This window comes from Paraburkholderia sp. SSBN10T, from assembly GCF_056619545.1.
Genome location: NZ_JBWQQI010000032.1, coordinates 56,854 through 81,180, shown reverse-complemented (window position 1 = coordinate 81,180; position 24,327 = coordinate 56,854). Strand labels below are relative to the sequence as shown.

At 66.1% G+C, this 24,327-nt stretch carries 23 protein-coding genes; 12 read left to right on the top strand and 11 right to left on the bottom strand.

What is annotated here, in order from left to right:
* The first annotated feature begins 409 nt into the window (after nt 1-409).
* The gene (locus AC1ECK_RS33555; RefSeq protein ID WP_480327077.1) at nt 410-1,612 is read left to right on the top strand and encodes an EAL and HDOD domain-containing protein; all 1,203 of its coding nucleotides are present in this window, start codon (nt 410-412) and stop codon (nt 1,610-1,612) included.
* Between the two features lie 215 nt (nt 1,613-1,827).
* Nucleotides 1,828-2,289: a CHRD domain-containing protein gene (locus tag AC1ECK_RS33550; protein ID WP_480327075.1), complete on the top strand. Its 462-nt coding sequence runs from the start codon at nt 1,828-1,830 to the stop codon at nt 2,287-2,289.
* Between the two features lie 68 nt (nt 2,290-2,357).
* Here the strand turns inward: AC1ECK_RS33550 and AC1ECK_RS33545 are convergent, their stop codons facing one another.
* From AC1ECK_RS33545 to AC1ECK_RS33495, 11 genes are all read right to left on the bottom strand, one after another.
* Nucleotides 2,358-3,056: a cytochrome b/b6 domain-containing protein gene (locus tag AC1ECK_RS33545; RefSeq protein WP_480327073.1), complete on the bottom strand. Its 699-nt coding sequence runs from the start codon at nt 3,054-3,056 to the stop codon at nt 2,358-2,360.
* Between the two features lie 28 nt (nt 3,057-3,084).
* Nucleotides 3,085-4,110 carry a substrate-binding domain-containing protein gene (locus AC1ECK_RS33540; protein ID WP_480327071.1) on the bottom strand — a complete coding sequence of 342 codons (1,026 nt, stop codon included), beginning with the start codon at nt 4,108-4,110 and terminating at the stop codon, nt 3,085-3,087.
* A gap of 226 nt (nt 4,111-4,336) precedes the next feature.
* Nucleotides 4,337-5,281, bottom strand: coding sequence for a ribose ABC transporter substrate-binding protein RbsB (rbsB, locus tag AC1ECK_RS33535; protein ID WP_480327069.1), 945 nt, complete (start codon nt 5,279-5,281; stop codon nt 4,337-4,339).
* A gap of 159 nt (nt 5,282-5,440) precedes the next feature.
* A complete protein-coding gene (locus tag AC1ECK_RS33530; protein ID WP_480327067.1) occupies nt 5,441-6,394 on the bottom strand; it encodes an ABC transporter permease in 954 nt (317 codons plus the stop codon).
* 98 nt (nt 6,395-6,492) lie between these two features.
* Nucleotides 6,493-7,986, bottom strand: coding sequence for a sugar ABC transporter ATP-binding protein (locus AC1ECK_RS33525; RefSeq protein WP_480327065.1), 1,494 nt, complete (start codon nt 7,984-7,986; stop codon nt 6,493-6,495).
* Nucleotides 7,987-8,035: 49 nt separating this feature from the next.
* Nucleotides 8,036-8,434, bottom strand: coding sequence for a D-ribose pyranase (rbsD, locus tag AC1ECK_RS33520; RefSeq protein WP_480327063.1), 399 nt, complete (start codon nt 8,432-8,434; stop codon nt 8,036-8,038).
* A complete protein-coding gene (gene rbsK / locus AC1ECK_RS33515; protein WP_480327061.1) occupies nt 8,431-9,321 on the bottom strand; it encodes a ribokinase in 891 nt (296 codons plus the stop codon). Before rbsK ends, rbsD begins: the two co-directional genes overlap by 4 nt.
* 182 nt (nt 9,322-9,503) lie before the next feature.
* Complete coding sequence (locus AC1ECK_RS33510; protein ID WP_480327059.1) at nt 9,504-10,289, bottom strand: glycosyltransferase family 2 protein; 786 nt, start codon at nt 10,287-10,289, stop codon at nt 9,504-9,506.
* A 40-nt stretch (nt 10,290-10,329) separates the two neighbouring features.
* Nucleotides 10,330-11,655: an NAD(P)/FAD-dependent oxidoreductase gene (locus AC1ECK_RS33505; RefSeq protein ID WP_480327057.1), complete on the bottom strand. Its 1,326-nt coding sequence runs from the start codon at nt 11,653-11,655 to the stop codon at nt 10,330-10,332.
* A gap of 43 nt (nt 11,656-11,698) precedes the next feature.
* Nucleotides 11,699-12,415, bottom strand: coding sequence for a 3-oxoacyl-ACP reductase FabG (gene fabG / locus AC1ECK_RS33500; RefSeq protein WP_480327055.1), 717 nt, complete (start codon nt 12,413-12,415; stop codon nt 11,699-11,701).
* Nucleotides 12,416-12,499: 84 nt separating this feature from the next.
* Nucleotides 12,500-12,760: a phosphopantetheine-binding protein gene (locus tag AC1ECK_RS33495; protein ID WP_480327053.1), complete on the bottom strand. Its 261-nt coding sequence runs from the start codon at nt 12,758-12,760 to the stop codon at nt 12,500-12,502.
* 470 nt (nt 12,761-13,230) lie between these two features.
* Between AC1ECK_RS33495 and AC1ECK_RS33490 the strand changes: the two genes are divergently transcribed.
* From AC1ECK_RS33490 to AC1ECK_RS33445, 10 genes are all read left to right on the top strand, one after another.
* Nucleotides 13,231-13,938 (top strand): COG4648 family protein, encoded by a 708-nt coding sequence (locus tag AC1ECK_RS33490; protein ID WP_480327051.1) that lies wholly within the window; start codon nt 13,231-13,233, stop codon nt 13,936-13,938.
* A gap of 79 nt (nt 13,939-14,017) precedes the next feature.
* Nucleotides 14,018-15,946, top strand: coding sequence for an AMP-binding protein (locus AC1ECK_RS33485; protein ID WP_480327049.1), 1,929 nt, complete (start codon nt 14,018-14,020; stop codon nt 15,944-15,946).
* Nucleotides 15,943-17,001, top strand: coding sequence for an LpxL/LpxP family acyltransferase (locus AC1ECK_RS33480; protein WP_480327047.1), 1,059 nt, complete (start codon nt 15,943-15,945; stop codon nt 16,999-17,001). Before AC1ECK_RS33485 ends, AC1ECK_RS33480 begins: the two co-directional genes overlap by 4 nt.
* A 1-nt stretch (nt 17,002) precedes the next feature.
* Nucleotides 17,003-17,641 (top strand): LolA-related protein, encoded by a 639-nt coding sequence (locus AC1ECK_RS33475; protein ID WP_480327045.1) that lies wholly within the window; start codon nt 17,003-17,005, stop codon nt 17,639-17,641.
* Entirely contained in the window at nt 17,641-20,217 is a 2,577-nt protein-coding gene (locus AC1ECK_RS33470) for an MMPL family transporter (protein ID WP_480327043.1), read from the top strand. Before AC1ECK_RS33475 ends, AC1ECK_RS33470 begins: the two co-directional genes overlap by 1 nt.
* A complete protein-coding gene (locus AC1ECK_RS33465) occupies nt 20,214-21,122 on the top strand; it encodes a polysaccharide deacetylase family protein (RefSeq protein ID WP_480327041.1) in 909 nt (302 codons plus the stop codon). Before AC1ECK_RS33470 ends, AC1ECK_RS33465 begins: the two co-directional genes overlap by 4 nt.
* A gap of 262 nt (nt 21,123-21,384) precedes the next feature.
* Complete coding sequence (locus tag AC1ECK_RS33460; protein ID WP_480327039.1) at nt 21,385-22,626, top strand: beta-ketoacyl-[acyl-carrier-protein] synthase family protein; 1,242 nt, start codon at nt 21,385-21,387, stop codon at nt 22,624-22,626.
* Entirely contained in the window at nt 22,623-23,444 is an 822-nt protein-coding gene (locus AC1ECK_RS33455; RefSeq protein ID WP_480327037.1) for a beta-ketoacyl synthase chain length factor, read from the top strand. The genes AC1ECK_RS33460 and AC1ECK_RS33455 overlap by 4 nt, the downstream gene beginning before the upstream one ends.
* The gene (locus AC1ECK_RS33450) at nt 23,441-23,956 is read left to right on the top strand and encodes a hotdog family protein (protein WP_480327035.1); all 516 of its coding nucleotides are present in this window, start codon (nt 23,441-23,443) and stop codon (nt 23,954-23,956) included. Before AC1ECK_RS33455 ends, AC1ECK_RS33450 begins: the two co-directional genes overlap by 4 nt.
* Nucleotides 23,953-24,246 carry a hypothetical protein gene (locus AC1ECK_RS33445; RefSeq protein ID WP_480327033.1) on the top strand — a complete coding sequence of 98 codons (294 nt, stop codon included), beginning with the start codon at nt 23,953-23,955 and terminating at the stop codon, nt 24,244-24,246. The genes AC1ECK_RS33450 and AC1ECK_RS33445 overlap by 4 nt, the downstream gene beginning before the upstream one ends.
* Nucleotides 24,247-24,327: the final 81 nt, after the last annotated feature.

The window sequence follows — 24,327 nt, the reverse complement described above, 5'->3', positions numbered from 1 at the left end:
TTGAGAAAACTGCATTCACCGGAATTTCCAGTTGAACCGCAATCACCCCCCTCCGCCAAATAGTCTGACAAGATAGAATGAGCGCCGCCCTCCCCGGTCGGATTCGACCTGTCAATAGAAATTTATGCATTACGCATTCAAGGAAATTCACCTCGAAAAATCGATTGCAATGAGTGCGACGGTGCCCCTGTTTGCCGGCGCGGCTCTCGCCGATTGCCCCACCCCAGCGTCCGACGGCACGCGGCCGTCAAGCTGCGAAGCGCCAATGCAGGCATAGCGCCTTTTCGCATAGAATCGCTGTCATCCACGTGGGCCCGGTGGCTAAAGGGCAACACCGCTATCCGCACCCTGAACCTGTTGCGCTGCATGAGATTGCCGGTCGGCAAACGTGTCGCTATGAAACCGCCATATGAAATCTGAAGTGTTCGTTGCCCGTCAGCCGATACTCGATCGGCACGGCGTCACCGTCGCGCAGGAACTGCTGTTCCGGGAAACCGGCAAGGACGCAGCCCAGGTTCACGACGACTACGCGGCCACGGCCGCGGTCGTCGAGCGAACCGTGGGCGTGTTTGGCATCGAACACGTGCTCGGCCACGCCGACGGTTTCCTGAACTGCACGGGCGACTTCCTGCATTTCGGCAGCGTCGATGTCTTGCCCGCAGCGCGTTTTGTGCTTGAGATTCTCGAAGGTACCGCCCTCACCGCCGAACTGGGCGAGCGCTGCGATGAATTGCGCCGGGTGGGCTTTCGCATTGCGCTCGACCATGTCCAGGCCATTACGCCGCATATCGAGCGCTTCCTGCCGCATGTCGATATCGTCAAACTCGACTGGCCCTGCATCGCAACAGATAAACGTAGTGTGATGGTCGAGGGCTGCCAGCGTCACGGCAAGCGGGTGCTCGCGCAAAGGCTCGAAGAGCGGACGGATCATGCAGCAGCCATGCTCGCGGGATGCGACCTGTTTCAGGGCTTCTACTTCGCAAGGCCGCAACTGCTGACGGCGAGCAGAACGCCCTCCCGGTTCGCGGCGGTCTTCCGGGTGCTCGAACTGCTGAGGGAAGACGCGGGCAGCGGGCCGCTGGAGGAGGCGCTCAAACACGCGCCGGCCCTCGTCATTCAACTGCTGCGGCTCGCCAACAATGCAAGCCAGCGACGCTGGCGTCATACCCCTATCACGTCGATCGGACAAGCGGTCGCCGCGGTGGGCAGCAAAACCTTGATGTTGTGGTGCTGCCTGTTGCTGTACGGCAATCCGTCGGATCTGCAATTCGGTCGAAGTCCGCTCGCGCAACTCGTCGAGCAACGGGCAAACTTCATGGAGCGCGCAGCCGCTGAACTCACACCGGAAGACGGCGGCTTCCAGGAAGCTGCGTGGCTCTCCGGGCTGCTTTCGCTCGCTTACGTTCCTTGCGGCGTAACAGCCGAAGTGTTTTTTGCCGACATGTCGATCGATATCGTGATCCAGCAGGCCATTCTCGGATATGAAGGCGTGCTGGGCACCCTGCTCACGATTGCCGAGCATCTTGAACAAGGCCGGTTCGACCCCGCATTGCAGCAAGCGAGTGCGCTCGGGTCGGAGTTCGCCGCAAAGCTGCCGGATCTGGTGCTTTGAGCCGAACAAGCGGGGTAATAGCCGAAAGCTGACCGCCGTGGCCGTGCCGCACCGTTGCACGCAGCGCATTGAAGTTAGGGCCGGGTTGGGTCTATGCTTGTTTCACCGCCTCGCCGCCCCCAGCGCCGGTTATGCGTTTCACGCTGAGCGCAGCCACTCGCGGCGCTTGCAAGGTTCGCGCCTCGCAGGCCAAACCTCAGAACGGAGAAAACCCAATGACAGTCTCGATCTCGCGTCGCGCTCTCATGCTTCTCGCCGGCCTCGCTCTCGCAGGCACCGTCTCGCTCGCACAAGCGGCGCCCCTCACCTTTACCGTACCGCTCAGCGGCGCGCAACAGGTGCCGCCGGTCCAAAGCCCCGGCAGCGGCACCGCCAACCTGACCTACGACCCGGGCACGCGGGTCGTCACCTGGAATATCACCTTCAGCGGTCTCACCAGCGACGCCACCATGGCGCATTTCCACGGTCCCGCTCCGGCAGGAAAAAATGCCGGCGTGAAAGTCTGGCTCTCGCAGAAAGGCACGATGTCGATGACAAGTCCGCTTAGCGGTCAGGCCACGCTATCGCCCGAAGAAGCGCAGGAATTCATGGCCGGCGATATGTATATCAACGTGCATACGAAGACCAACCCGGACGGCGAAATCCGCGGTCAGGTCGTGCCGCCCAAGGGGAACTGAGCGCTAACCAGGGGCAGCGGCTAATTGAGTGCAGCGGAGAACACCTGACGTAACACCCCGCTGCACGCTCACAGATAGATAGCGAGCAGCATCACCACGACCGCGCCGGCTATCAGCATCAGCAGCGCCCGCCACGCCGGCGTCTGCCGCGGCGCGGCGACCGATGCCGGCAATGGCTTGTAGCCGCTCAGCATCGGCCGTACCAGGTGGTGGCCCTTTACAACGGCATGGAGCGTGATCACCAGCACGTGCAGTGCGACTGCGGCGAGCAGCACGTCCCACACCACGGCATGCAGCGTCGAAATGGCATTGGCGAGCCAGGCGGGCACCCATTCGCTCAACGGGCCCTGGTCAGCGACTTCGTTGGAGACGTAGAGTCCGCTCAACGTCTCCATCAACAGCAACGCGAGCAGCAGCAGGACCATCCAGCCGCCCGCCGCGTTGTGGCCCACCTGCAGATCCGGTTCACGGCGCAACAGGTGCCGCAGATGGCGCAGGGCCGCGGCCGGCGGTGCGACGAAACTTCGAAAGCGCGCCGTCTCGCTGCCAAAGCATCCCCACAGCACACGAAACAGCAGCAACGCGAGCAGCGCCTCGCCAAGCCGTACGTGCCAGTCGATCCAGTTGAGCTTGAGCGTCGCATAGGCGGCAGCGACCAGCAGCACCGTCAGCCAGTGAAACAGACGGATCGGCGCATCCCAGACGAGAACCTGGCGGCGCACCGGTTGCACCGGTGGCGTACCAGGATCGGGATCGTCAGCGTTCATACGTCACACCTGCGCAGCAGCCGTGTGTCTATTCGGGGGCGGCGTGCGAGCGCCGGTAGTGAATATGCGCCGGCACCTGCAACGACTCGGGATGGGCGTTGCCCTCGAGCATCGCAAACACGGAACGCAAGCTTTGCTCGGCCAGTTGCCGGCTGTCCTGCACGATTGCATCGATCGCCAGCGGCAGGCAATCGAGCAGTTGATGATCGTCGAACGACATCAGCAAGCCGGGCGCCTGGGCCAGCTTGTGCGCCTCGCTCATGAACGACAGGGCCCCTTCGAGCAAGGTGATCGAACCGGCGAACAGCGCCTGCGGATAGCGCCCGTGCGCGGCGAACCAGTCCTCCATCAGCGCACGGCCGGATTCGCGCTGGAAGTCGCGCTGATAGACCCAGTCGCTTTGCTCAGCCAGACCGTGCGCGGCCAGCGCCTGACGGTAACCGGCGAGGCGGTCGCGGCTCGCCGACACTTCCGCCCGGCCGCCGAAGTACACCACTTCGGTGGCGCCTTGTTTGAGCGCGTCGCCGACCAGCGTCGCGACGATTTCGGTTGCGTCCGTGACGACATACGGGATCTCGCTGTCCTCGACGCGTCGGTCGGCGAACACCAGCGGCAGGCGCTTGACCCATTTCTGATAGCGCTCCGCTTCGGCCGTGCACGGCACCACCACGAGGCCGTCGACCTGATGCGAGACGAGATGGGCGATCCCTTCGGTTTCCCGCACCGGGTCTTCATCGCTCGTCACCACCACGAGCTGGCAGCGGTACTGTTCGCGGCATTGCCACTCCATCGCCTGAGCGAGCGCGGAGTGTACGGAGTTTGTGATATCGGGAATAACAAGGCCGATCGTATTGCTGCGGCGCGAACGCAACGCACGGGCCGATTGCGACGGCGTGAAATGATGGTCCCTGGCGACCTGCAGCACACGTTCGACCGTGGCCGCGGAGATCCGGTAGCGTTCCGCATAGCCGTTCAGCACCATGCTCGCGGTCGTGCGCGAAACTTTCGCGAGACGTGCGATATCGTCAATGGTCAGGCGCTCGAACTGGGTCACGCTGGCTTCCTCGCGGCAGTAGGTCGACGCCCTCGCTCATGCAGATCCGGCAGGCCCGGCGGCATGCATTGGCCACGGACCTATGCGGCATGTATCAGCCAGAGAGTGGCGGGAGGCGCCGCCACGCCGGTCGCTACCGGGTGGCGGGCGGCACTGCATCGACGTTGATATCAGCGCCAGATGGTACTACGGGGATGAGCCGCTGAGAACTTGCAGTTTTGACAGGTTACTGCTTATACAGGTTCAGCGGCACCGGGATGAACTTGTCCACGGGCTGACCGTCGACCAGCTTCTTCGCCGTCTCTACACCGTACTGGCCGATCAGTTCCGGCTGCTGCTGCACCGTGGCGGCCATGGTGCCGGCCTTGACGGCGGCGATCGCGTCGTCGGTGGCGTCGAAGCCCACCACTGCCACGTTCTTCAGGCCGGCTGCCTGCAGCGCCTTGAGTGCGCCGAGCGCCATCTCGTCGTTCTGCGCGAACACGCCCTGGATGTCCTTGTTGCTCTGGATGATGTTTTCCATCACCGACAAGCCCTTGGCGCGATCGAAGTCAGCCGGCTGTTTGGTGACGATCTTCACGCCACCCTTCGCATCCACTTCGGTATCGAAGCCGGCACCACGCTCGTTCGCGGCGGACGAACCCGGAATGCCCTGCAGCTCGACCACATTGCCCTTGCCGCCCAGTTTGTCGACGAGGAAGTCCGCCGCCATCTTGCCGCCGGCCTTGTTGTCGGACGCGATATGCGAGCTGACCTCGGCGCCGTTCACGCTGCGGTCGAGCGAGACGACCTTGATGCCCTTGTCGGTGGCTTCCTTGACGACGTTGGCGACAGCCGACGAATCGGTCGGGTTGATCAGGATCACGCTGACCTTCTTCTGGATCAGGTCTTCGACGCTCGCCTGTTGTTTGGCCGGATCGTTTTGCGCATCGACGGTGATAAGCGTTACGCCTTCCTTCTTCGCTTCGTCTTCGGCGCCCTTGCGCAGCGAAACGAAGAACGGGTTGTTGAGCGTCGAGATCGACAGGCCCACCGTCACGGCGCCGCCCGCGGCCGGCGCGGATGCGTCGCTCGCCGGGGCGGCAGCGGTGGTATCCGGGCCCTGCTTCGAACAGGCGGCAAGGCCGGCAAACAGCAACGCGGCCAACAACGGGGAAATCATTTTCTTCATGGTCGTCTCCTGAGTCCTATGGGTAGAGTGTGACGTGCATCAATTAGTCGTACTACGCGGCCTGCGCCGCTTCTGCGGTAAAAAAAATCGTTGCGGCCGCCTCGTTGCATCCTCGCCGCATAAGCGCGGAATTCACCGGGGAGGCCGCACAATCGGGCCTTATTTCTTGTTGCCCCGGTCGATCAGCACGGCGAGCAGGATCACCCCGCCCTTGATGACCTGCTGGTAGAACGACGACACGTCCATCAGGTTCAGGCCGTTGTTCAGCACGCCGATCAGCAACGCCCCCACCAGCGTGCCGAAAATCCAGCCGCGCCCGCCCGTCAGGCTGGTGCCGCCGAGCACCACGGCGGCGATGGCGTCGAGTTCGTAGCCGGTGCCGGCAGTCGGCTGGGCGGAATTCAGGCGCGAGGTCAGCACCACGCCGGCAAGCGCCGCCATCACGCCGGAGATCGTGTACACCCACAACTGCACGCGATCGACCTTCACGCCCGAGAGCTTCGCCGACTCGGCGTTGCCGCCCGTCGCATAGACGTGGCGGCCGAACACCGTCTTCCTCAGCACGAACCAGAAGACGGCGAACATCACGAGCATCAGCACCACCGGAATCGGCACGAGCCGCGCCACATAGCCGCCGCCCAGCATCGAGAAGAAATCGCTGTTGAAGCTGCTGATCGGGCTGCCGTTGGAGACCACCAGCGCGAGCCCGCGCAGCACGGTCATTGAGCCGAGCGTGGCGATAAACGGCGCCACCTTGCCTTTGCTGACGACAAGGCCGTTGAAGAGCCCCATCACGCCGCCGGCCGCGATGCCGGCGAGCGTCGCGAGCACCGCCGGGGTGCCGCTTTGCATCAGCGTCGCGATCAGCACCGACGAGAGCGCCAGCACGGAGCCGGCGGACAGATCGATGCCGCCCAGCAGGATCACGAGCGTCATGCCGAAGGCAATCAGCGCATTGATCGACGCCTGGCGCATCACGTTGAGCAGGTTGTCGAGCGTCAGAAAGTTGGGGCTGGTGATGGCAAGCCCCACCGCGATGATCAGCAGTGCGATGAACGGCCCGAGCTTTTGCAGCGTGGCCTTGGTAGTGGGTGTCATGGTCAGTTGCGCCATTGCGTTTCTCGCTCGGGTCTCGATTGCCGGCCGCGCGGGCGCGGTAAGCAGGTTGATCGGATACGTCGCCGCGTAAGCCGGATTAAGTCGTAGCCGGATTAAGTCGCAGCCGGATTGCCGCCGGTGGCGGCCGTCATGAGCAGTTCCTGGGTGGCGCCGGCCGCCGCGAACACGCCGTTCTGCCTGCCCTGGTGCATCACCAGGATGCGATCGCTCATCGCCAGTACTTCCGGCAGTTCCGAGGACACCATCACGATCGCCACGCCCTGCGCGGCCAACTGGTTGATGATGGTGTAGATCTCGGCCTTGCCGCCTACATCGACGCCGCGGGTCGGCTCGTCGAGCAGCAATACCTTGGGCGGTTCGGCCAGCCACTTGGCGAACACCACCTTCTGCTGGTTGCCGCCCGAGAGCGACTTCACGTCCAGCTCCGCATCGCGGGTGCGAATCCGCAACTGCCTGATCAGATCGGCGACGGCTGCGCGTTCGGCGCCGTCGTTCACCACGCCCAGGCGCGCGTAGCGCTGCAGATGCACCAAGGTCGCGTTCTCGCGCACCGACATGCCGAGCACGAGGCCCTGGCTCTTGCGGTCTTCGGTGACGAAGCCGATGCCGGCCGCAATCGCCGCGGACGCATCGCGCACGTCGAGCGCGCGGCCATCGAGCGAAACCGAGCCTGCCGTCCTGCGGTTCAGGCCGAACAGCGTACGCAGGATCTCGCTGCGCCCCGCGCCCATCAGACCGGCCACGCCGAGCACTTCGCCGGCGCGCACGTCGAACGAAATGCCGGAGATGTTGCCGTCGTCGGCGAGGTCCGCCACGGCGAAGCGCACTTCGCCGGGCGTATGCGTGCGCTTCGGAAAGCGCTCGCCGAGCTCGCGCCCCACCATCAGGCGCACCACTTCATCGAAACTGGTGTCCTTGACCGCGCGTTCGCCGACGAAGTGGCCGTCGCGCAGCACGCTGACCTTGTCGCAGATGCGGAAGATTTCTTCCATCCGGTGCGAGACGTACACAAGCGCCACGCCGCGCGCCTTGAGCGCCAGCATGATCTCGAACAGCGTCTCGATCTCGCGCTGCGTGAGCGCGGCGGTCGGCTCGTCCATCACCAGCACGCGTGCGTCGAGCGAAAGCGCCTTGGCGATTTCCACCAGTTGCTGCTGGCCGATCGAGAGGTGCCCCGCTTCGCTGCGCGGATCGATGCTTTGCGCGCCGACCATGTCGAGCCATTTGCGCGCCTGCTTGCGCATGGCGGCGGCATCCACCACGCCGAAACGGCTGGGCTCGCGGCCGAGAAACAGGTTTTCCATCACCGACAACTGCGGAATCAGGTTCAATTCCTGGTGGATGATGGCGATGCCGGCGCGTTCGGCGTCGACGGTGTCGCGGATCTGCACGGCCTTGCCGTCGATCAGGATCTCGCCCGCATCGGCCCGGTAGACGCCGCTCAGAATTTTCATGAGCGTCGACTTGCCGGCGCCGTTCTCGCCCATCAGCGCGTGAATCTCACCGGCGCCGATCCTGAAGTCGACACCTTCGAGCACGCGCACCGGGCCAAACGCCTTGCCGATGCCCCGCATGGTCACTTGCATGACACGCCTCTTTGAAAAAACGCCGCGCCGCCGACCGCTCGCGCGGCGCTCAAAAAATCACGCCCGAATGCAGGATCACATTCGCATAGGGGCTGCACTCGCCCGTGCGGATCACGGCCTTCGCCTGCCGGCAAAGGCGCTTGAACTGCTCGTGCGGCACGTCCTCGAGGGCGACCCCGGCGGTGCGCAACTGCGTCATGCGCTGCGCCACCGAATCGTTCTGCGCCAGGCTTTCGCTCGCGAACACCGCGCGCTCCACCTTGAAATCGGCCAGCACGCTGTCCAGCACGTCGAAGAAGCGCGGCACGCCGAGCGTGAGCGAGACGTCGATGCATTCCACGCCATCGGGAACCGGCAGGCCGCAGTCGGCAATCACGATGCTGTCGGTATGTCCCATGCTGGCCAGCACGCGGGCGATGTCGCGATTCAGGTGTCCGAGTCTTTTCACGATTGAGCCTTCAGAAACTGTTCGAGTTCAGCGAGCGTGGGCATGCCGCCCTGCGCGCCCGCGCGGGTGACGGACAAGGCGCCCGCCGCATTGGCGCGGCGCATGGCCGGTCCGGCGCCCAGATGCCAGAACGCGGCGAGCGCGCCGTTGAAGGTGTCGCCGGCACCCGTGGTGTCGACGGCCTCGACCTCGAACCCGGCCTCGTGGACCAGTGCGCCGTCCTCATGGCTGGTGTACGCGCCGTCCTTGCCGTGGGTCATCGCGATGCGCCCCGGCATGCGCCGCAATACGTCGGCCCACGGCTCGCCGGCGGTTTGCAGCGCGGCGGCAAGTTCGTGTTCGTTCGGCGTGAGCAAGGTGGTGAGCGCGATCAGCTCGGCAGGCAACGCGACGGCGGGCGCCGGATTGAGGAAAAACGGCTTGCCGAGGCGGCTCGCGAGCCTTGCCGCATGCAGGACGGTGTCGAGCGACACTTCGAGTTGCGCGAGGACGATATCGGCCTGCGCGAACGCCTCGTGGGCACGATCGAGGTCAGCGGCCGCAAGCTCATGGTTGGCGCCCGGCACCACTACGATGGCGTTGTCGCCGGCGGAGAGCGTGATCGAGGCAATCCCGGTAGCGGCCTTGCCGGTGGACACCCAGCGCGTGTCGATCCCCTCACGCTCGAGGGTCGCTTTCATCTGCGCGCCGAACGCATCCGCGCCGACGCAGGCGATCATCGTCACCTCGGCGCCCAGACGTGCGGCGGCGACCGCCTGGTTGGCGCCCTTGCCGCCGGGCCAGGTGGCGAAGTGCGTGCCGAACAGCGTTTCGCCCAGGCGCGGAAACACCTCGGTCGTGACCACCATGTCCATGTTGATGCTGCCCACCACTACCACGCGCGCCATACCGCTCCTTCGCATTACCCGACCCGCGCCGTTGGCGCGAGCGTGAATTTTTGCTTTGCTAAAACGTAATCAGCTTCGGAGCGGATTTATACCAGAGCCGTCCGCCGGGCGGAAGGCATCCCAGGGTATAACCCGATAAGGGTCAGGTGGATTGCACCTGCATGTGCGCGGACGAAGCAGGCTTAGCTGCGCCGCTGTTCCAGCCGCTGTTCGAAACGTCGCGGGATCAGCACGGGCAGGCGCAGGAGGAAACCGAAGAAGAGGCGGATATGCATCCACGACAACAGCAGGTTGTCGCGCAGATAGTTGAAGTGCGACACGCCGCCCTCGTCGGCGCGGAAATAACGCACTGGGGCCTCGATGTTGATGGGCCGCACGCCTTCCCAGCACAAACGTACCGCCGCTTCCGGATCGAAATCGAAGCGGCGCATCCAGACATGACGGCTCATCACCTTGCGCAATGGCGCGACCGGATAGACGCGAAATCCGTACAGCGAATCGCCGATGCCGGCCCACAAGGTCTCGAGATCGGCGCAGCCGTTGGACAGCCGCCGGCCGTAGACGCGCGCCTTCGGCGCCTGTGAGTCGAACTTAGGCATGCCAAGCACCATCGCACCGGGTTGCGCCTGCGAAGCGTTCATGAAACCCGGGATCAGGTCGGCCGGATGCTGGCCGTCGGAGTCCATCGTCAGGACATGCGTGAAGCCGAGGCGCGCGGCTTCGTCGAGGCCGTGCAGGACGGCTGCGCCTTTGCCCTGGTTGTGCGGCAGCACGATCACGCGCAGCCCCGCATCCTGTTCGGCCAGCGCCTGCAGACGCGCGGCGCTGCCGTCCGTGCTGCCGTCGACGACCACCCACACAGGGTTCCAGCGTGCGCGTGCGCTACGCACGGTTTCATAGACTTTTTCGCCGGGGTTGTAGCTCGGAATCAGAACCAGGTGAGTCGGCGAGGGGTTCGTTGTGCGCATGGAATACAGCGAATCGAATAAAGGTTTTTTATGGTCCGTCTCATGGACCATCGGTCACGCGCAGGTTGCGCTGCCGGCCGCGCCATGCACGCCACGTGCGCGGCGCATCCAGCAGCGCCGACACGTAGTACACGCCCTTGAAGAGGCCGAGCGAGCGCCAGATCGGCGTGCTCTCGAAGATATCGCCGGCCAGCAGCGACAGCAGCGCTTCTTTCATGCGCAGCACGTTGCGCGGCGCCATGAAGAGTTCGCGCATCGCCGGGGACGTCATCCGGTAGATGAACCAGGAGAACGCCTTCGGCCCGTGCCGCAGACGTTTGTCGAAGCGCGCCAGCGCGGCGTCGGCGCGCGCCGGGTCACGCAGGCAGACGTCGATCGCTTCGGCGCCGGCGAACGCGCTTTGCATCGCCAGCATCACGCCGGACGAGAACACCGGATCGATGAACGCAAAGGCGTCGCCCAGCAGCAGGAAATTGCGGCCGTGAGTGAGTTCGCCGGTGTACGAATAGTTGCCGGTGGCGAACACGTCGCTGACGCGCCCGGCATCCTTGAGGCGTTCGGCGAGCGGCGCGCACAAGGCGATCGTGTCCGCGAAAAACGCTTCGACCGAGCGGCCCTTCGGCCGGCTTTTCAGGTACTCCGGCCACACCACCGCGCCGACGCTGGTGGTGCCGTCGACGAGCGGAATGAACCAGAACCAGCCATGTTCGAACCAGTACACCGTGATGTTGCCTTCGTGCTCGCCGGGGTTGCGCTGCGCGCCGCGAAAGTGGGCGTACAGCGCGGAACTGTTGTGCTTGTCGTTGCGGCGCTTGCTCTTGAACTGGTTCGCGAGCAGCGTGTCTCGCCCCGAGGCATCCACCACGAAACGCGCGCGGCATTGCTCTTCGCGGCCATCCTCGTGTTGCGCGCGGATCACGGCGCCGCTGCCGTCGGGCAGAAACGCGACATCGCGCGCCTGACAGCCTTCGACGACCTCCACGCCATGCGCCGATGCATTGCGCAGCAACAGGTGATCGAGTTCCGAGCGCCGCACCTGGTAGGCGTTGCGCATCGACTTGTCCCAGGCGTCGGCGAACAGGAAGCGCTCCATGCGGTTGCCGTGCTGCGGAGAGACGAATTCGGCGCCGAGCTTGACCATGCCGATCGCCCTCACCTGCTCGCCCACGCCAAGGCGCTCGAACAGGCGCAGATTGGCCGGCAACAGCGACTCGCCGATATGAAAACGCGGATGGCGGGCCTTCTCCAGCAGGCGCACGCGGTAGCCACGCTGGGCAAGCAAGGTGCCGGCGCTCGAGCCGGCCGGCCCACCGCCGATCACGATGACATCCCAGGGCGCTGCGTCAGGTTGAATTGCTTCGGTCATCGTTTTCCTCTGGATACGGACTTTGCCGCCGGCGGCGCCTGCTTCAGGCAAGGCCGCCGTTGATCGACAGCACCTGGCCGGTCACATAAGCCGCGGCATCGGACACGAGGTAGGCGACCATAGCCGCGACCTCCGCGGGCTGGCCGACGCGCTGCGCCGGCACCAGTTGCTTGATCCTCTCGGGCGGAAACGCCGGAGCCGCCATCGGCGACTCGATAATGCCCGGCGCCACCGCATTCACCGTAATCCCGCGCGAAGCCAGTTCGAGCGAGAGCGATTTCGTCGCGCCGATCAGGCCGGCCTTCGCCGCCGCATAGTTCACCTGACCGCGATTGCCCATCACACCGGCCACCGAGGCCATGTTGACGATGCGCCCCCAGCGGGTGCGGATCATCGGCATCAAGAGCGGCTGCGTGACGTTGAAAAAACCGTTCAGCGTGACGTCGATCACGCTGCGCCATTGCCTCTGCGTCATGCCGGGCATCGGCGCGTCGTCGTGAATCCCGGCGTTGTTCACCAGAATCTGCACGGGCGCCTGCGCGAGCAGCCCTTCGAGGGCGATCAGCGTGGCCTCGGCGTCGGTCACGTCGAAGGCGATCGCATGAGCCGTGCCGCCTGCCGCGACGATCTGCTGGACGGTGGCCTCGGCCTGCGCGAGACTGCGATTCGCATGCACCCAGACTTCGTGGCCCGCTTGCGCCAACGCCACGCTGATGGCCTGCCCCAGCGCGCCGCTGCCGCCTGTCACAAGCGCTCGCATCGATTCCCCCTTACTTTTTGCTTTCAACCTGCGCCGGGGACGCACGACACGCCCCCTTTGCACCTCGCCCGCACGGGCTGCCTGCTAGCGGACCCGGTGCGCCGCCACGTATGCGGCGAGCGCTCCGAGCGTGGCGAAAATCTTCTGGTTGTCAGGATTATCTGAACGCAGTTCGAAGCCGTACTTCTTCGAAATCAGCAGCGCGATTTCGAGGATATCGATCGAGTCGAGTCCCAACCCTTCGCCGTACAGCGGGGTATCGGCCGTCACCTCATCGAGTTGCACGTCTTCGAGATTCAATTCGCCGACGATCAGCGCGGCGAGTTCTTGTTCCAGTCTATTCATTGCGTTGTACGCCGGGATCAATGCCGATGGGCGGGGTAACGAGGGCCGCGGTGCAGTCTGCGCGCCACCCTCGTTACCCCGTCTGAGCGGCACGCTGCCCGCTATATTTGGGATTGTAAATCTGGGGCGATTCTAGACGAGCGATCCCGGCTCGTATACCGCGAAAGGGTTACATGACGTATTGCGCCGGCACCGCCCACGAGTAAGGACCTGAAAGGCTAAAGCCCGACCACGCCTCGACCTGGACGGTACGCTAGAATTGCGCCCGTCGCGTGCGGTGCGCGCGACCATACAAACAGTTACAAAACCGGTTGCGAACCCGGTGTGCTGAGGCAGGTCTCTAATCAGGTTCCGGTCAGGAACAAAAAATGCGTGACAATCGATACCGTCGCAGACGGCCAGGTATGTCATTCATGTGATGAAAGAACCGATGGCGCATCGTCCGTGCCGGCCTTGAAATATCCCCATCTATGCAGCGTATTGACCTTACTCCTGATGCGCCGACGCGCATCTCGCCGACGTCCACGTCGCCAGGCCGGATTCTGCGCGGCGCCGCTACCGTCGGCGTCATTGCGGCCTGCGAGGTCGGCACGCACTACGCGGCCAGCACGCCCGGCGCGCAAGGTTTTGGCCTCGCCGTGGTGGTCGCGCCGCTGCTGCTGATTGCGCTCGCCGCTGCCGTCCGCGCGCCGCAGCGCAACTGGTTGCTGCCGCTGTGGGCCTGCGTTTGCGCCGCTCTATGGTTTGCGCGCGAGCCGCTGATCCGCCACTTCGAATGGGGCGCCTATCTCGAACACCTGAGCTTCAACCTGATCATGGCTTTTGTGTTCGGCCGCACGCTCGCGGCGGGCCGCCAGCCGCTGTGCAGCCAGTTTGCCGCGCTGATCCACGGCACGCTCACGCCGCCCGTGGCGCACTACACGCGCCAGATTACGCTGGCGTGGACGGTTTTTTTCCTGCTCGTCGCAGGCGTCTCGACACTACTGTTCGCCACCGTGCCGTTGGTTGCATGGTCAACCTTCGCCAACTACATGACGTTGCCGCTGGTTGCCGTGATGTTCGTCGGGGAACATGGCTGGCGGCGCATCGCCCTGCCCAACGTGAAACGCTCCAGCGTATTCGCCGTGGCCCGGGCCTATCGGCATACCATGCAAGGCCGCGCCGAACGCGCACAATGAAGCCGGGCTCCATGCCCGCGCGGCAGCGCCGCGCTGCTGCGCGGGCCCACGATCACTGTCCTGACTCCTGACTGACGTTATGCCGAGCTTTCCTCTGCTGTTTCACTCGTCGTCCACCGAGACGATTGCCTGGCGCGACGGCACGCCGGTCTCCGTGCGCGAGTTTCTCGCCGACGTGACGCGCCTCGCCAAGGCGCTGCCGGCCGGCGGCCATGTCTTCAACATGTGCACGGACCGCTACCGGTTTGCGGTCGGCCTATGCGCGACCCTCGTGGCCGGCAAGATCAGCCTGCTACCCTCGGCGCATACGCCCGAGGCGGTTCGGCAACTGGCGGCGTTCGCGCCGGACACGTTTTGTCTGCACGATAGCGCCCACTGCAGCGTCGAGTTGCCGCGCTTCCGGTTTCCTTCGGAGTCCGGTGCGGATGTAGCGGACCCGGGTGCAGGCATGAGCGCTAACTCGAGCGTTGATATCGCCGTGCCGCAGATCGATGCGCAGCAGGTGATGGCGTATCTGTTCACTTCCGGTTCGACCGGCGTGCCGGTGCCGCACGGCAAGAAATGGGGCTATCTGGTGCGCTGCCTGCGCACCTCGGCCGCGCGTCTGCGCCTGCTCGAGATGGGCGCATGCACGCTGGTCGGCACCGTGCCGCCGCAGCATATGTACGGCTTCGAAACCACGGTGCTGCTGGCGCTGATCGGCGGCTGCGCGTTCAGCAACCGGCAGCCGTTCTACCCCGGCGATGTCGCCGCCGAGCTCGCGGCGCTTCCGCAGCCGCGCGTGCTGGTCACTTCGCCGGTTCATCTGCGCGCGTTGATGATGTCGGGCCAGGCGTTGCCGCCCGTCGCGCTGGCCTTGTCCGCGACCGCACCGCTCGCGCAGGATCTGGCGCGCACCGCCGAGGCGCGCCTCGGTGCGCCTTTGCTGGAAATCTACGGCAGTACCGAAAGCGGCCAGATCGCCACCCGCCGCACCGCACAGAGCGACGCCTGGCAGCTCTATCCGGAGCTGCGGCTGGAGACGCGGCGTACCGAAAGCGACGACGCCTGCGCAGACGATGTCACCGTCTGGGTGTCCGGCGGTCATGTCGAAACGCCGGTGCCGATGGGCGACGCGCTCGAACTGCTCGACGACGGCCGGTTCCTGCTGCACGGACGCAAGGGCGATCTCATCAACATCGCCGGCAAGCGTACCTCGCTCGGCTACCTGAATCATCAGTTAAACGAAATACCTGGCGTGGTGGACGGCGTGTTCTTCATGCCGGATGCGGTGGGCTCCGCTTCCTCCGCGTCCGCTGCGAGTGCCGCTTCCGTCGCCGGCGTCGCGGCGAACCGCGTGGGACATGGCGAACCTGTCACACGTCTGCTTGCCTTGGTCGTAGCCCCTGATCTCACGCCCGCCGATCTGCAGCGCGCCTTGCGCGATCGCATCGACGCGGCGTTCATGCCGCGCCCGCTGATCTTCGTCGCCGCGCTGCCGCGCAATGCGACCGGCAAGCTGCCACGCGACGTGCTGACGGCGCTGGTGGCGCAACATACGCGCAGCGCATCAACGGAGGCGCGGGACCCGGGCGGCAACGCGGTGCCCAACACGGTGGCCAACCCACTCACCAAAGCGGACAGCGGTCCTCAAAGCCGCACCACTCTTGCCCAGCCAGGCGAGCCCCTGAACTCCGCGCCGCCCGGCCCCACCACCCTTACCTTCATGATCGCTCCCGATCACGCGTCCATCGCCGGGCACTTCCCCGGCCAGCCGATCGTGCCGGGTGTCGTGCTGCTCGACCATGCCATCAGCGCGATCAGCAGCGCCCTGAACCGCTCGCTCGACGCCTGCCGCCTCGCCTCGGCCAAGTTCCCGAGTCCGGCGGCGCCGGGCACGCCGCTCGACCTGACGTTCGAGAGCAGCGCCAGCGGCGCAATCCGTTTCACGATCAGCGCCGCTACGCGCGTTGTGGCGAGCGGCGTGCTGGCGGCGCCGGCCCCCGTCGAAGAGGCGGTGACGTCATGAAGCGCCCAGCCTGGACCCAGCGCAAGGAGCGCAGCAATCTGCCGTTGATGCGCCTGATGAGCTGGCTGTCGCTGCGTCTCGGCCGGCGCGCAAGCCGTATCGCGCTGATGCCGTTGGCAGTCTATTTCCTGCTGTTTTCCCCCACTGCATGCAAGGCGTCGCGCGACTATCTGAAGCGCGCCCTCGGCCGGCCCGCGGGCTGGCTCGACGTCTGGCGCCATCTGATGGTGTTCGGCACGACCATCCACGACCGCATCTATCTTTTGAACGACCGCTTCGATCTGTTCGACCTGCGTCTGCACGGCGAATCCATCGTGTCGGACGCGTTGGCCGAAGGGCACGGCGCGTTTCTGATCGGCGCCCACCTGGGCAGCTTCGAAGTGGTCCGCGCGATTGGCCGCACGCAGCCAAACCTGCGGGTCGCGGTGACGATGTATGAAGACAACGCACGCCGCATCAACGAAACTCTGGCCTCCATCAACCCAACGGCCAGGCCCGACGTGATCGCCTTGGGCCAGGTGGATTCGATGCTGAAAGTGCGCGAGTATCTCGACACCGGCAGCATGATCGGCATCCTCGCCGACCGCAGCCTGCTCGACAACGCCCACGACTCGATGCGCCGGCTCGATTTTCTCGGCACGCCGGCGGCGTTTCCGCTCGGGCCGCTGCATATGGCGGCGATGCTGCGGCGCCCGGTGATCTTCATGACCGGGCTGTACCGTGGCGGCAATCGCTATGACATTCACTTCGAAAAGCTGGCCGATTTCTCGCAGCTCGAACGCGGGGAGCGCAGCGCCCAGGTGCAGGCCGCTCTCGGCCGTTACGTGGCGTTGCTCGAAAAATACTGCCGCGTGGCGCCTTACAACTGGTTCAACTATTTCGACTTCTGGCACGCCGAAGCGCTCAATCCAGGGGCAAATGAGAAGGCCTCCGAAACGACTCGCAAGCCCGCAGCCGGAAGCACTGCGAAAGCGGCCGCTAGTCTCGCCGCCGGATCGACCATGAAGCAGGCCTCGCCCAACGCCGATCTGACCACCCCGAGCAGGAACACCTGACATGACTGCCAATCGCCCTCTGTCCCGTGTTTCGCTGCGCCGCAAGGCGTGCGCGCTGGCCGCGTTCACGACGTTGGCCGCGACGCCCCTCGTCCCCAGCGCCGCCCACGCAGCCAGTCCCGATGCTTCGAGCTGGACGCTCGAGCGCCTGATGTCGACGCTCGGCCAGAAGAAGTCCGGCCATGCGGCGTTTGTCGAAACCAAATATCTTTCGATTGCCACCGAGCCCGTGAAGTCCTCCGGCGAACTGGTTTTCACCGCACCGGACCATCTGGAAAAGCGCACCGACAGCCCCAGGCCGGAAGATCTCATTGTGGACGGCGACAAGCTGACGATAGCCCGCAACGGCCACCGCTATACGCTCGCGCTGACGCAGTATCCGGAGCTGTCGGCGTTCATCGAAAGCATTCGCGCGACGCTCGCCGGCAACCGCTTTGCGCTCGAACAACTGTATAAGGTCGCGGTGACCGGCACGGGCGACGACTGGACGCTTACGCTCACGCCGCTCGATTCGCGCATGCTGAAAAAGATCAGCACGATCACGCTGACCGGCACGCGCGACCTGCTGCATACGGTCGCGATCCAGCAGGCCGACGGCGACCACTCGCTGATGCGTCTGCAAAACGACGCGGCCAACTGATGCGCGAACCGCTTTCCACCGCCACGCCGGCGCAAGGTCTCGGCCATGCGCTGCGGCAACGCGCAGTGCAGGTGTGGCTGGTGTTCCTGCTCGCCTGTGCGGCGGTGATCAGCCACACCACGTTTACCGCCGACCTGTCCGCCTTCCTGCCGCGCTCGCCGAGCGCCGGACAGCGCGTGCTGGTCGACCAGTTGCGCGACGGCCAGGTGTCGCGGCTGATTCTGGCGGGCATCGAGGGCGGCGATGCGGCCGGCCGGGCGGCGCTGTCGCGCCGCATGGCGGCCACCTTGCGAGGTGACGCGCAGTTCGCCTCGGTCAACAACGGCGAGCCGGTGAGCGAGGCGCGCGATCAGCGCTTTATCTTCGAACACCGCTATCTATTGAGCCCGGCGGTGACGCCGCAGCGCTTCTCGCCCGAGGGACTGCACCAGGCGCTCGGCGACAGTCTCGATCTGCTCGGCTCCTCGGCGGGCATGTTCACCAAGGACCTGCTGCCGCACGACCCGACCGGCGAAGTGACCACGCTCGTCAACCGCCTCGACAGCGGCGCGCAACCAAACGCGCAGGATGGCGTCTGGGCCTCGCGCGACGGCCGCCGCGCGGTGCTGGTCGTGCAGACCGCTGGCGCCGGTTCCGACACCGATGCCCAGGCTCGCGCGATCGCCGCGGTGAAGCGCGCCTTCGCTGCCGCTGCCGCCGGCCAGCCGAACGCCGCGTCATACCACCTGCTGATGACCGGACCTGGGGTGTTCTCCGTCGAGACGCGCGACAACATCAAGCACGACGTGGCCCGGCTCTCCGCCGTCAGCCTCGTGCTGATCGTCGCGCTGCTGCTGGTCGTGTACCGTTCGCCGCTCGCGCTGCTGCTCGGTTTGCTGCCGGTGCTATCGGGCGTCGCTGCGGGGCTCGCCGCGGTTAGCCTCGCGTTCGGCACCGTGCATGGCCTGACGCTCGGCTTCGGCACGACGCTGATCGGCGAAGCGGTGGATTACTCGATCTATCTGTTCGTGCAGTCCTCGCGCGTACAGGCGCGGACTGCGGGGCGCGGCGCCGCTGCGGTGACGGCAGCAACCACGACGGCGGGCGGCGACCCGGCGCTGCGCGAATGGATCGCCACCTACTGGCCGACCATTCGCCTCGGCGTGCTGACCTCGGTCTGCGGCTTCGCCTCGATGCTGTTCTCCGGCTTCCCCGGTCTCGTGCAACTGGGGCTGTATTCGATCGCCGGTCTGGCGAGCGCCGCGCTCGTCACGCGTTTTGTGCTGCCGCATCTGCGCGGCGCACGCTTTGCGATCCGCAACGTCGTGCCGCTCGGCGCCGCGCTTGCCTGTCTGACGGCCGCCGCGCCACGTTTGCGCTGGCTGCTGGCCGGGTTGCTGGCGGTGTCGGTGGCGACGCTCGCGTTGCATCGCGAGCAGATCTGGAGTCACGAACTGTCTGCGCTCAGCCCGGTATCGCGGCAAAGCCAGGCGCTCGATGAAAGCCTGCGAGCCGATCTCGGCGCACCCGATGTGCGCTATCTGGTGGTGATCTCGGGTGCAAGCCAGGAAGCCGTGCTCGAAGGCGCCGAGAAGGTCGCCGCGCAATTGCAGCCGCTGGTGGACCAGGGCGTGCTGGCAGGCTATGAAAATCCGGCGCTGTATCTGCCGAGCGTCGCCGCGCAGCGTGCGCGCCTCGCCAGCCTGCCGCCCGCCGACGTGCTCACGGCGAGGATGCGCGCGGCCGTCGCCAACCAGGCGATCAGCGTCAAACCCGAAGCATTCGCACCGTTTATCGAGGACGTTCAGGCCGCGCGCCGGCAACCGCTGCTGCAGCGCGCGGACCTGCAGGGCACCTCGATGGCGCTGGCCGTCGATGCATTGCTGACCGAGCGCGCGGGCCGCTGGAGCGCCATGCTGTCGCTGCGCGCACCGGCTCGCGCGGCCGCCGCTGCAAGCGCGGAGCAAGCCGCCATCAGCGATGCACCGAGCCTCGACGCCGCGACGATCCGCGCCGCCGTGGCGCAGGCCCACGTGCCCGACGCGCTGTTCGTCGACATGAAGGCCGAGGCCGATCGCCTCTACATCGACTATGTGCGCGAAGACATTCATCTGTCGCTTGCCGGGCTTGGTGCGATTGTTGTGCTGCTGCTGATTGCGCTGCGCTCGCCGCAGGCGGTCGTGCGCACGCTCGCCCCGCTGCTGGCCGCCGTGCTGGTGGTAAGCGCAGGTCTCGCGCTGGCGGGTGAACAACTGACGATCCTGCATCTGATCGGCATGCTGCTGATCGTGGCGGTGGGGTCCAACTACGCGCTCTTTTTCAACCAGAAGGGCCACGCGATGAACGGGGCGCCGGCCATCGCGCCGCAAACGCTCGTCTCGCTGCTGATCGCCAATCTGGCGACGGTGGCCGGCTTCGGCCTTCTGGCGCTCGCCCGCGTGCCGCTTCTCAAGGCCTTCGGCCTGACGGTGGGACCCGGCGCGATTCTCGCGCTGCTGTTCTCGGCGATTCTCGCGCCCAGCATCACGAAGCACGCGGCGCAACGCTCCTCCGGCGCGGCCGTGCTCGACGAACCACGTCGTGGAGCGCGCGTATGAAATCCACCAGGCCGGACTCGCAAGCAGAAGGACAGCACGCGCCGCAGCCGCCCGAGGCCTTCAGCGCTTCCGCCGTGCCGCTCGCTCCCGGCACGGCGCGGCGCTGGAAGCCGTCGCCGTTCATCACCGGCTCGGCCGCGCTGCACGCCGGCGCGGCGGCGGCCGTGGTGTTGCAGCCGGCGCTCTGGCCGTGGGCGCTCGGCAGCGTCGTTGCCTCGCATCTCGCGTTGACGGCGGCCGGGTTGTGGCCGCGCAGCACGCTGCTCGGTCTCAACTGGACGGCCTTGCCGGAAAGCGCGGAGCGGCAGATCGCGCTGACCGTCGACGACGGACCGGACCCCGAGGTGACGCCACGCGTACTCGACCTGCTCGATCGCTACGACGCTCGCGCGACGTTCTTCTGCATCGGCGAAGTCGCGCGCCGCCATCCGCAGATTGTCGAAGCGATCGTCGCGCGCGGACATGCCGTCGAAAATCACAGTCAACGGCACCGGCACAACTTTTCGTTGCTCGGACCCCGCGCACTCGAACGTGAGATTGCAGCAGCGCAACAGACGCTGATGCAGCTCACCGGAACGCAACCGTTGTTCTTTCGCGCCCCCGCCGGTCTGCGCAATCCGTTTCTCGAACCGGTGCTGTGCCGGCTCGGACTGCAACTGGCGAGCTGGACCCGGCGCGGCTTCGACACCCGCACACGCGAGCCCGCCGTGGTGACGCGGCGCCTGCTGCATGGACTGGCGCCACGCGACATCCTGCTCGTGCACGACGGCCATCCGGCGCGCGACGCGCGCAACCAGCCGGTCGTGCTGGAGGTGCTGCCGGCGGTGCTCGCCGCGGCCGCCGCCGCGCAGTTGCGCTGCACCACGTTGCGCGCGGCGATTGTTCCTGGAGCCGGCGATGCGTGAGAGACAGCGTGAAAGGCGGCGTGAAAAACACCGCGAGCGCGTGGCGGCCTCGTGCGCCCATCCGCTTCGGAACACGCCGCCCAGCGTACTTCTGATGCGGCGCAGCAGCCAGACCCGTGCACGCCGTTTGCTACCATTGATAGTCAGGCTTGGGCGCCGTCGGCCGGGCCGCCGCGCCGGCGACTTGCGCCTCGTCCGCGTGGTCCATCGCTTCCCGCTGGCCGGCGCCGACCCATCGAACCCGTAACAGGACCGTATCGCAGTGAAACCTCTCCTGCTTTCGCACTTTACCGCCACGAGTTGTGTCGGCCGCGGACTCGACGCCACGCTCGCTGCGCTGCGCGCTCCGCGCGGCGGCCTCGCGCCGTGCCGCTTCGAGCGCGCGAGTCTCGACACCTGGGTCGGCGAGGTGGAAGGCGTCGATAGCGAACCCGTGCGCGCCGACCTGCGCGACTTCGAGTGCCGCAACAACCGGCTCGCGCAACTCGGCCTGACGCAGGACGGCTTTGCCGAGGCCGTAGCGGCGGCGGCACGGCGCTATGGCGCGAAGCGGGTCGGCGTGTTCATCGGCACCAGTACGGCCGGCATTCTGGAAACCGAGCTGGCTTACCAGCAGCGCGATCCAGAAAGCGGCGCCCTGCCCGCGAGTTTTCGCTACGCCGAGAGCCACACCCCCTACTCGGTGGCCGCTTTCGTACGCGCCTATTGCGCGCTGCAAGGACCGGCACTGGTGGTTTCGTCGGCCTGCTCGTCGGGCGCCAAGGTGTTCGGTTCGGCGCGGCGCATGCTCGCCGCCGGGCTGATCGATGCGGCCGTGGTCGGCGGCGTCGATTCGCTGTGTCTTACGACGCTGTACGGCTTCAACTCGCTCGAACTGCTGTCCGCGCAGCCTTGCCGGCCGTTCGACCTCAAGCGCAGCGGTATTTCAATCGGCGAAGCAGCCGCTTTCGCACTGCTCGAACGCCCGCAGGAAGCCGGCGAGGCGGTTGCGGGCGCACCGGTTGAGGACGGCGCGATCCTGCTCGCGGGCATCGGCGAATCGAGCGACGCGTATCACATGTCCTCGCCGCATCCGGACGGCCTCGGCGCCCGTCTCGCGATGGAACAGGCGCTCGCGGGCAGCGGCCTCAGCGCGCAGCAGATCGACTACATCAACCTGCATGGCACCGCCACTCCTAGCAACGACGCGGCCGAGAGCCGCGCGGTGACGGCCTTGTTCGACGGCACGCCATGCAGTTCGACCAAGGGGGCGACGGGCCACACGCTCGGCGCGGCCGGCGCGCTGGAAGCCGTGATCGCCGCGCTGGCCTTACGCGAACAGTGGCTGCCCGCCGGCATCAACACCACCGAGACCGACGCCGCGCTCGGACTCAACTACCTGCTGACGGGCCGGCCGGCTGCGCTGCGCACGGTCCTCAGCAATTCGTTTGGCTTTGGCGGCACCAATTGCAGCCTGCTGTTTGCACGCGCCGCTGCGGCGCGCAACGAAGGGGCCGCCGCATGATCGCCTTGCGTGCCTTTATCGAAAGTGTCGGGCTGCTTGGGCCTGGGCTGAACAACTGGCCCGACGCCCGCGAGGTGCTCGCCGGCCGCCGCGCCTATGTGCCGGCGCGCACCGCGGTTCCCGTGCCCGCCAGCCTGCCCTCCGCCGAACGGCGCCGCACCGGCACGGGCGTCAAGCTGGCGCTCGCGGTCGGCCTCGAGGCCGTGGCGGCGAGCGGCCGCGAGGCGGCGTCGCTGGCTACGGTGTTCGCCGCAGCGGGCGGCGACGGCCAGAACTGCCATGTGATCTGCGAGACGCTCGCAGGCGTCGACCGCGCGCTCTCGCCGACGCGCTTTCACAACTCCGTACACAACGCGCCGGCCGGCTACTGGAGCATCGCGACGCAGGCGATGGCGCCGTCCAATGTATTGTCGGCGTATGACGGCAGCTTTGCCGCGGGTCTGCTCGAAAGCGTCTGCCAGGTTGCGGTCGACAGCGTACCCACCCTGCTGATCGCCTTCGATACCGACTACCCGGCGCCGATGCGCGAGGTGCGGCCGATTCCCGATGCCTTCGGCGTAGCGCTGCTGCTCGCGCCGGCCGCCGGTGCGAACACGCTGGCCCGCATCGACGTGCAGCTCACCGATGCGAGCGCGAGCACGCTTGCCGCTGGCCAGCTCGAAGCGCTACGTCTCGGCAACCCCGCAGCCCGCGCGCTACCGTTGCTCGATGCGCTCGCATGCCGGCGTCCAACGAGCGTGGTGCTCGATTACCTGCAGGACGTTCAGTTGCAAGTCGACCTGACCCTGTCGGACCGTTCCGGCGAGTTGGCATCATGAATTCAGGCTTTGCTCTTTCGCCGCCGCTCGACCATGCGTGGATTGCCGCGCATATCCCGCACAGCGGCTCGATGTGCCTGCTCGACGAGGTCGTCGAGTGGGACGCCGAACGCATCCGCTGCACCGCGACGAGCCATCTCGACGTGCACAATCCGCTGCGTGCGCGCGGACGGCTCGCGGCGGTGTGCGGCGTCGAATACGCAGCCCAGGCGATGGCGGTGCATGGTGCGCTGCTAGGCGCGGGTGAGGAGCGTCCTCGCGCGGGGTTTCTTGCCAGCGTGCGGGATGTCGAGGCCCAGGTTGCCAGGCTGGATACGCTGGAGGGACCATTGAACATCGAAGCCGAGCGCGTGAGCGGCAATGGCAATCATATTCTGTACTGCTTTACATTACGCTGCGGCGCGCGCGTGCTGCTGACGGGCCGTGCCGCCGTCATGCTCGACGCCAGTGGCGCTACCCTAACAGCCGGCCTCGCGTTGAGCGCCGGCGCTACCTCAGGACCTGTCTTATGAAGAAGTTCAGACCATTGCTCATCGCGGTTACCGCACTCACCTTCGCTGCGCTCACGCCGCTGGCGCATGCCGACCTCTCCGAAGGCGCGCATCAGTTCAAGAGCGACGTGAAGACCGCCGGCAAGGAAACCGGACACGCAATCGGTCACGCCGGTCATGCGGTCGCAAATGGCGCGAAGACGGCCGGTCATGCGGTGGCGCATGGCGCGAAAAGCGCCGGCCACGCGGTTGCCCGCACCACCAAGCATGGGTACCACGCGACCAAGCAGTGGGTGAAGGACAAGACGTAACGAGCAGCGCTGCGCTCGCGCGGCGTCAAGCGGCGCGCCGCCCCCGCTCAATGCCTGACCAGCTCCTGCCCCACCGCATAG

Bases quoted from the DNA above. Each gene is read 5' to 3' on its own strand.
- AC1ECK_RS33510 (WP_480327059.1), bottom strand. From the start codon at position 10,289: ATGCGCACAACGAACCCCTCGCCGACTCACCTGGTTCTGATTCCGAGC.
- AC1ECK_RS33490 (WP_480327051.1), top strand. From the start codon at position 13,231: ATGCAGCGTATTGACCTTACTCCTGATGCGCCGACGCGCATCTCGCCG.
- AC1ECK_RS33470 (WP_480327043.1), top strand. From the start codon at position 17,641: ATGCGCGAACCGCTTTCCACCGCCACGCCGGCGCAAGGTCTCGGCCAT.
- AC1ECK_RS33550 (WP_480327075.1), top strand. From the start codon at position 1,828: ATGACAGTCTCGATCTCGCGTCGCGCTCTCATGCTTCTCGCCGGCCTC.
- AC1ECK_RS33525 (WP_480327065.1), bottom strand. From the start codon at position 7,986: ATGCAAGTGACCATGCGGGGCATCGGCAAGGCGTTTGGCCCGGTGCGC.
- AC1ECK_RS33545 (WP_480327073.1), bottom strand. From the start codon at position 3,056: ATGAACGCTGACGATCCCGATCCTGGTACGCCACCGGTGCAACCGGTG.
- AC1ECK_RS33465 (WP_480327041.1), top strand. From the start codon at position 20,214: ATGAAATCCACCAGGCCGGACTCGCAAGCAGAAGGACAGCACGCGCCG.
- AC1ECK_RS33555 (WP_480327077.1), top strand. From the start codon at position 410: ATGAAATCTGAAGTGTTCGTTGCCCGTCAGCCGATACTCGATCGGCAC.
- rbsK (WP_480327061.1), bottom strand. From the start codon at position 9,321: ATGGCGCGCGTGGTAGTGGTGGGCAGCATCAACATGGACATGGTGGTC.
- AC1ECK_RS33480 (WP_480327047.1), top strand. From the start codon at position 15,943: ATGAAGCGCCCAGCCTGGACCCAGCGCAAGGAGCGCAGCAATCTGCCG.
- AC1ECK_RS33455 (WP_480327037.1), top strand. From the start codon at position 22,623: ATGATCGCCTTGCGTGCCTTTATCGAAAGTGTCGGGCTGCTTGGGCCT.
- AC1ECK_RS33450 (WP_480327035.1), top strand. From the start codon at position 23,441: ATGAATTCAGGCTTTGCTCTTTCGCCGCCGCTCGACCATGCGTGGATT.
- rbsB (WP_480327069.1), bottom strand. From the start codon at position 5,281: ATGAAGAAAATGATTTCCCCGTTGTTGGCCGCGTTGCTGTTTGCCGGC.
- AC1ECK_RS33475 (WP_480327045.1), top strand. From the start codon at position 17,003: ATGACTGCCAATCGCCCTCTGTCCCGTGTTTCGCTGCGCCGCAAGGCG.
- AC1ECK_RS33445 (WP_480327033.1), top strand. From the start codon at position 23,953: ATGAAGAAGTTCAGACCATTGCTCATCGCGGTTACCGCACTCACCTTC.
- AC1ECK_RS33485 (WP_480327049.1), top strand. From the start codon at position 14,018: ATGCCGAGCTTTCCTCTGCTGTTTCACTCGTCGTCCACCGAGACGATT.
- AC1ECK_RS33530 (WP_480327067.1), bottom strand. From the start codon at position 6,394: ATGGCGCAACTGACCATGACACCCACTACCAAGGCCACGCTGCAAAAG.
- AC1ECK_RS33495 (WP_480327053.1), bottom strand. From the start codon at position 12,760: ATGAATAGACTGGAACAAGAACTCGCCGCGCTGATCGTCGGCGAATTG.
- fabG (WP_480327055.1), bottom strand. From the start codon at position 12,415: ATGCGAGCGCTTGTGACAGGCGGCAGCGGCGCGCTGGGGCAGGCCATC.
- AC1ECK_RS33505 (WP_480327057.1), bottom strand. From the start codon at position 11,655: ATGACCGAAGCAATTCAACCTGACGCAGCGCCCTGGGATGTCATCGTG.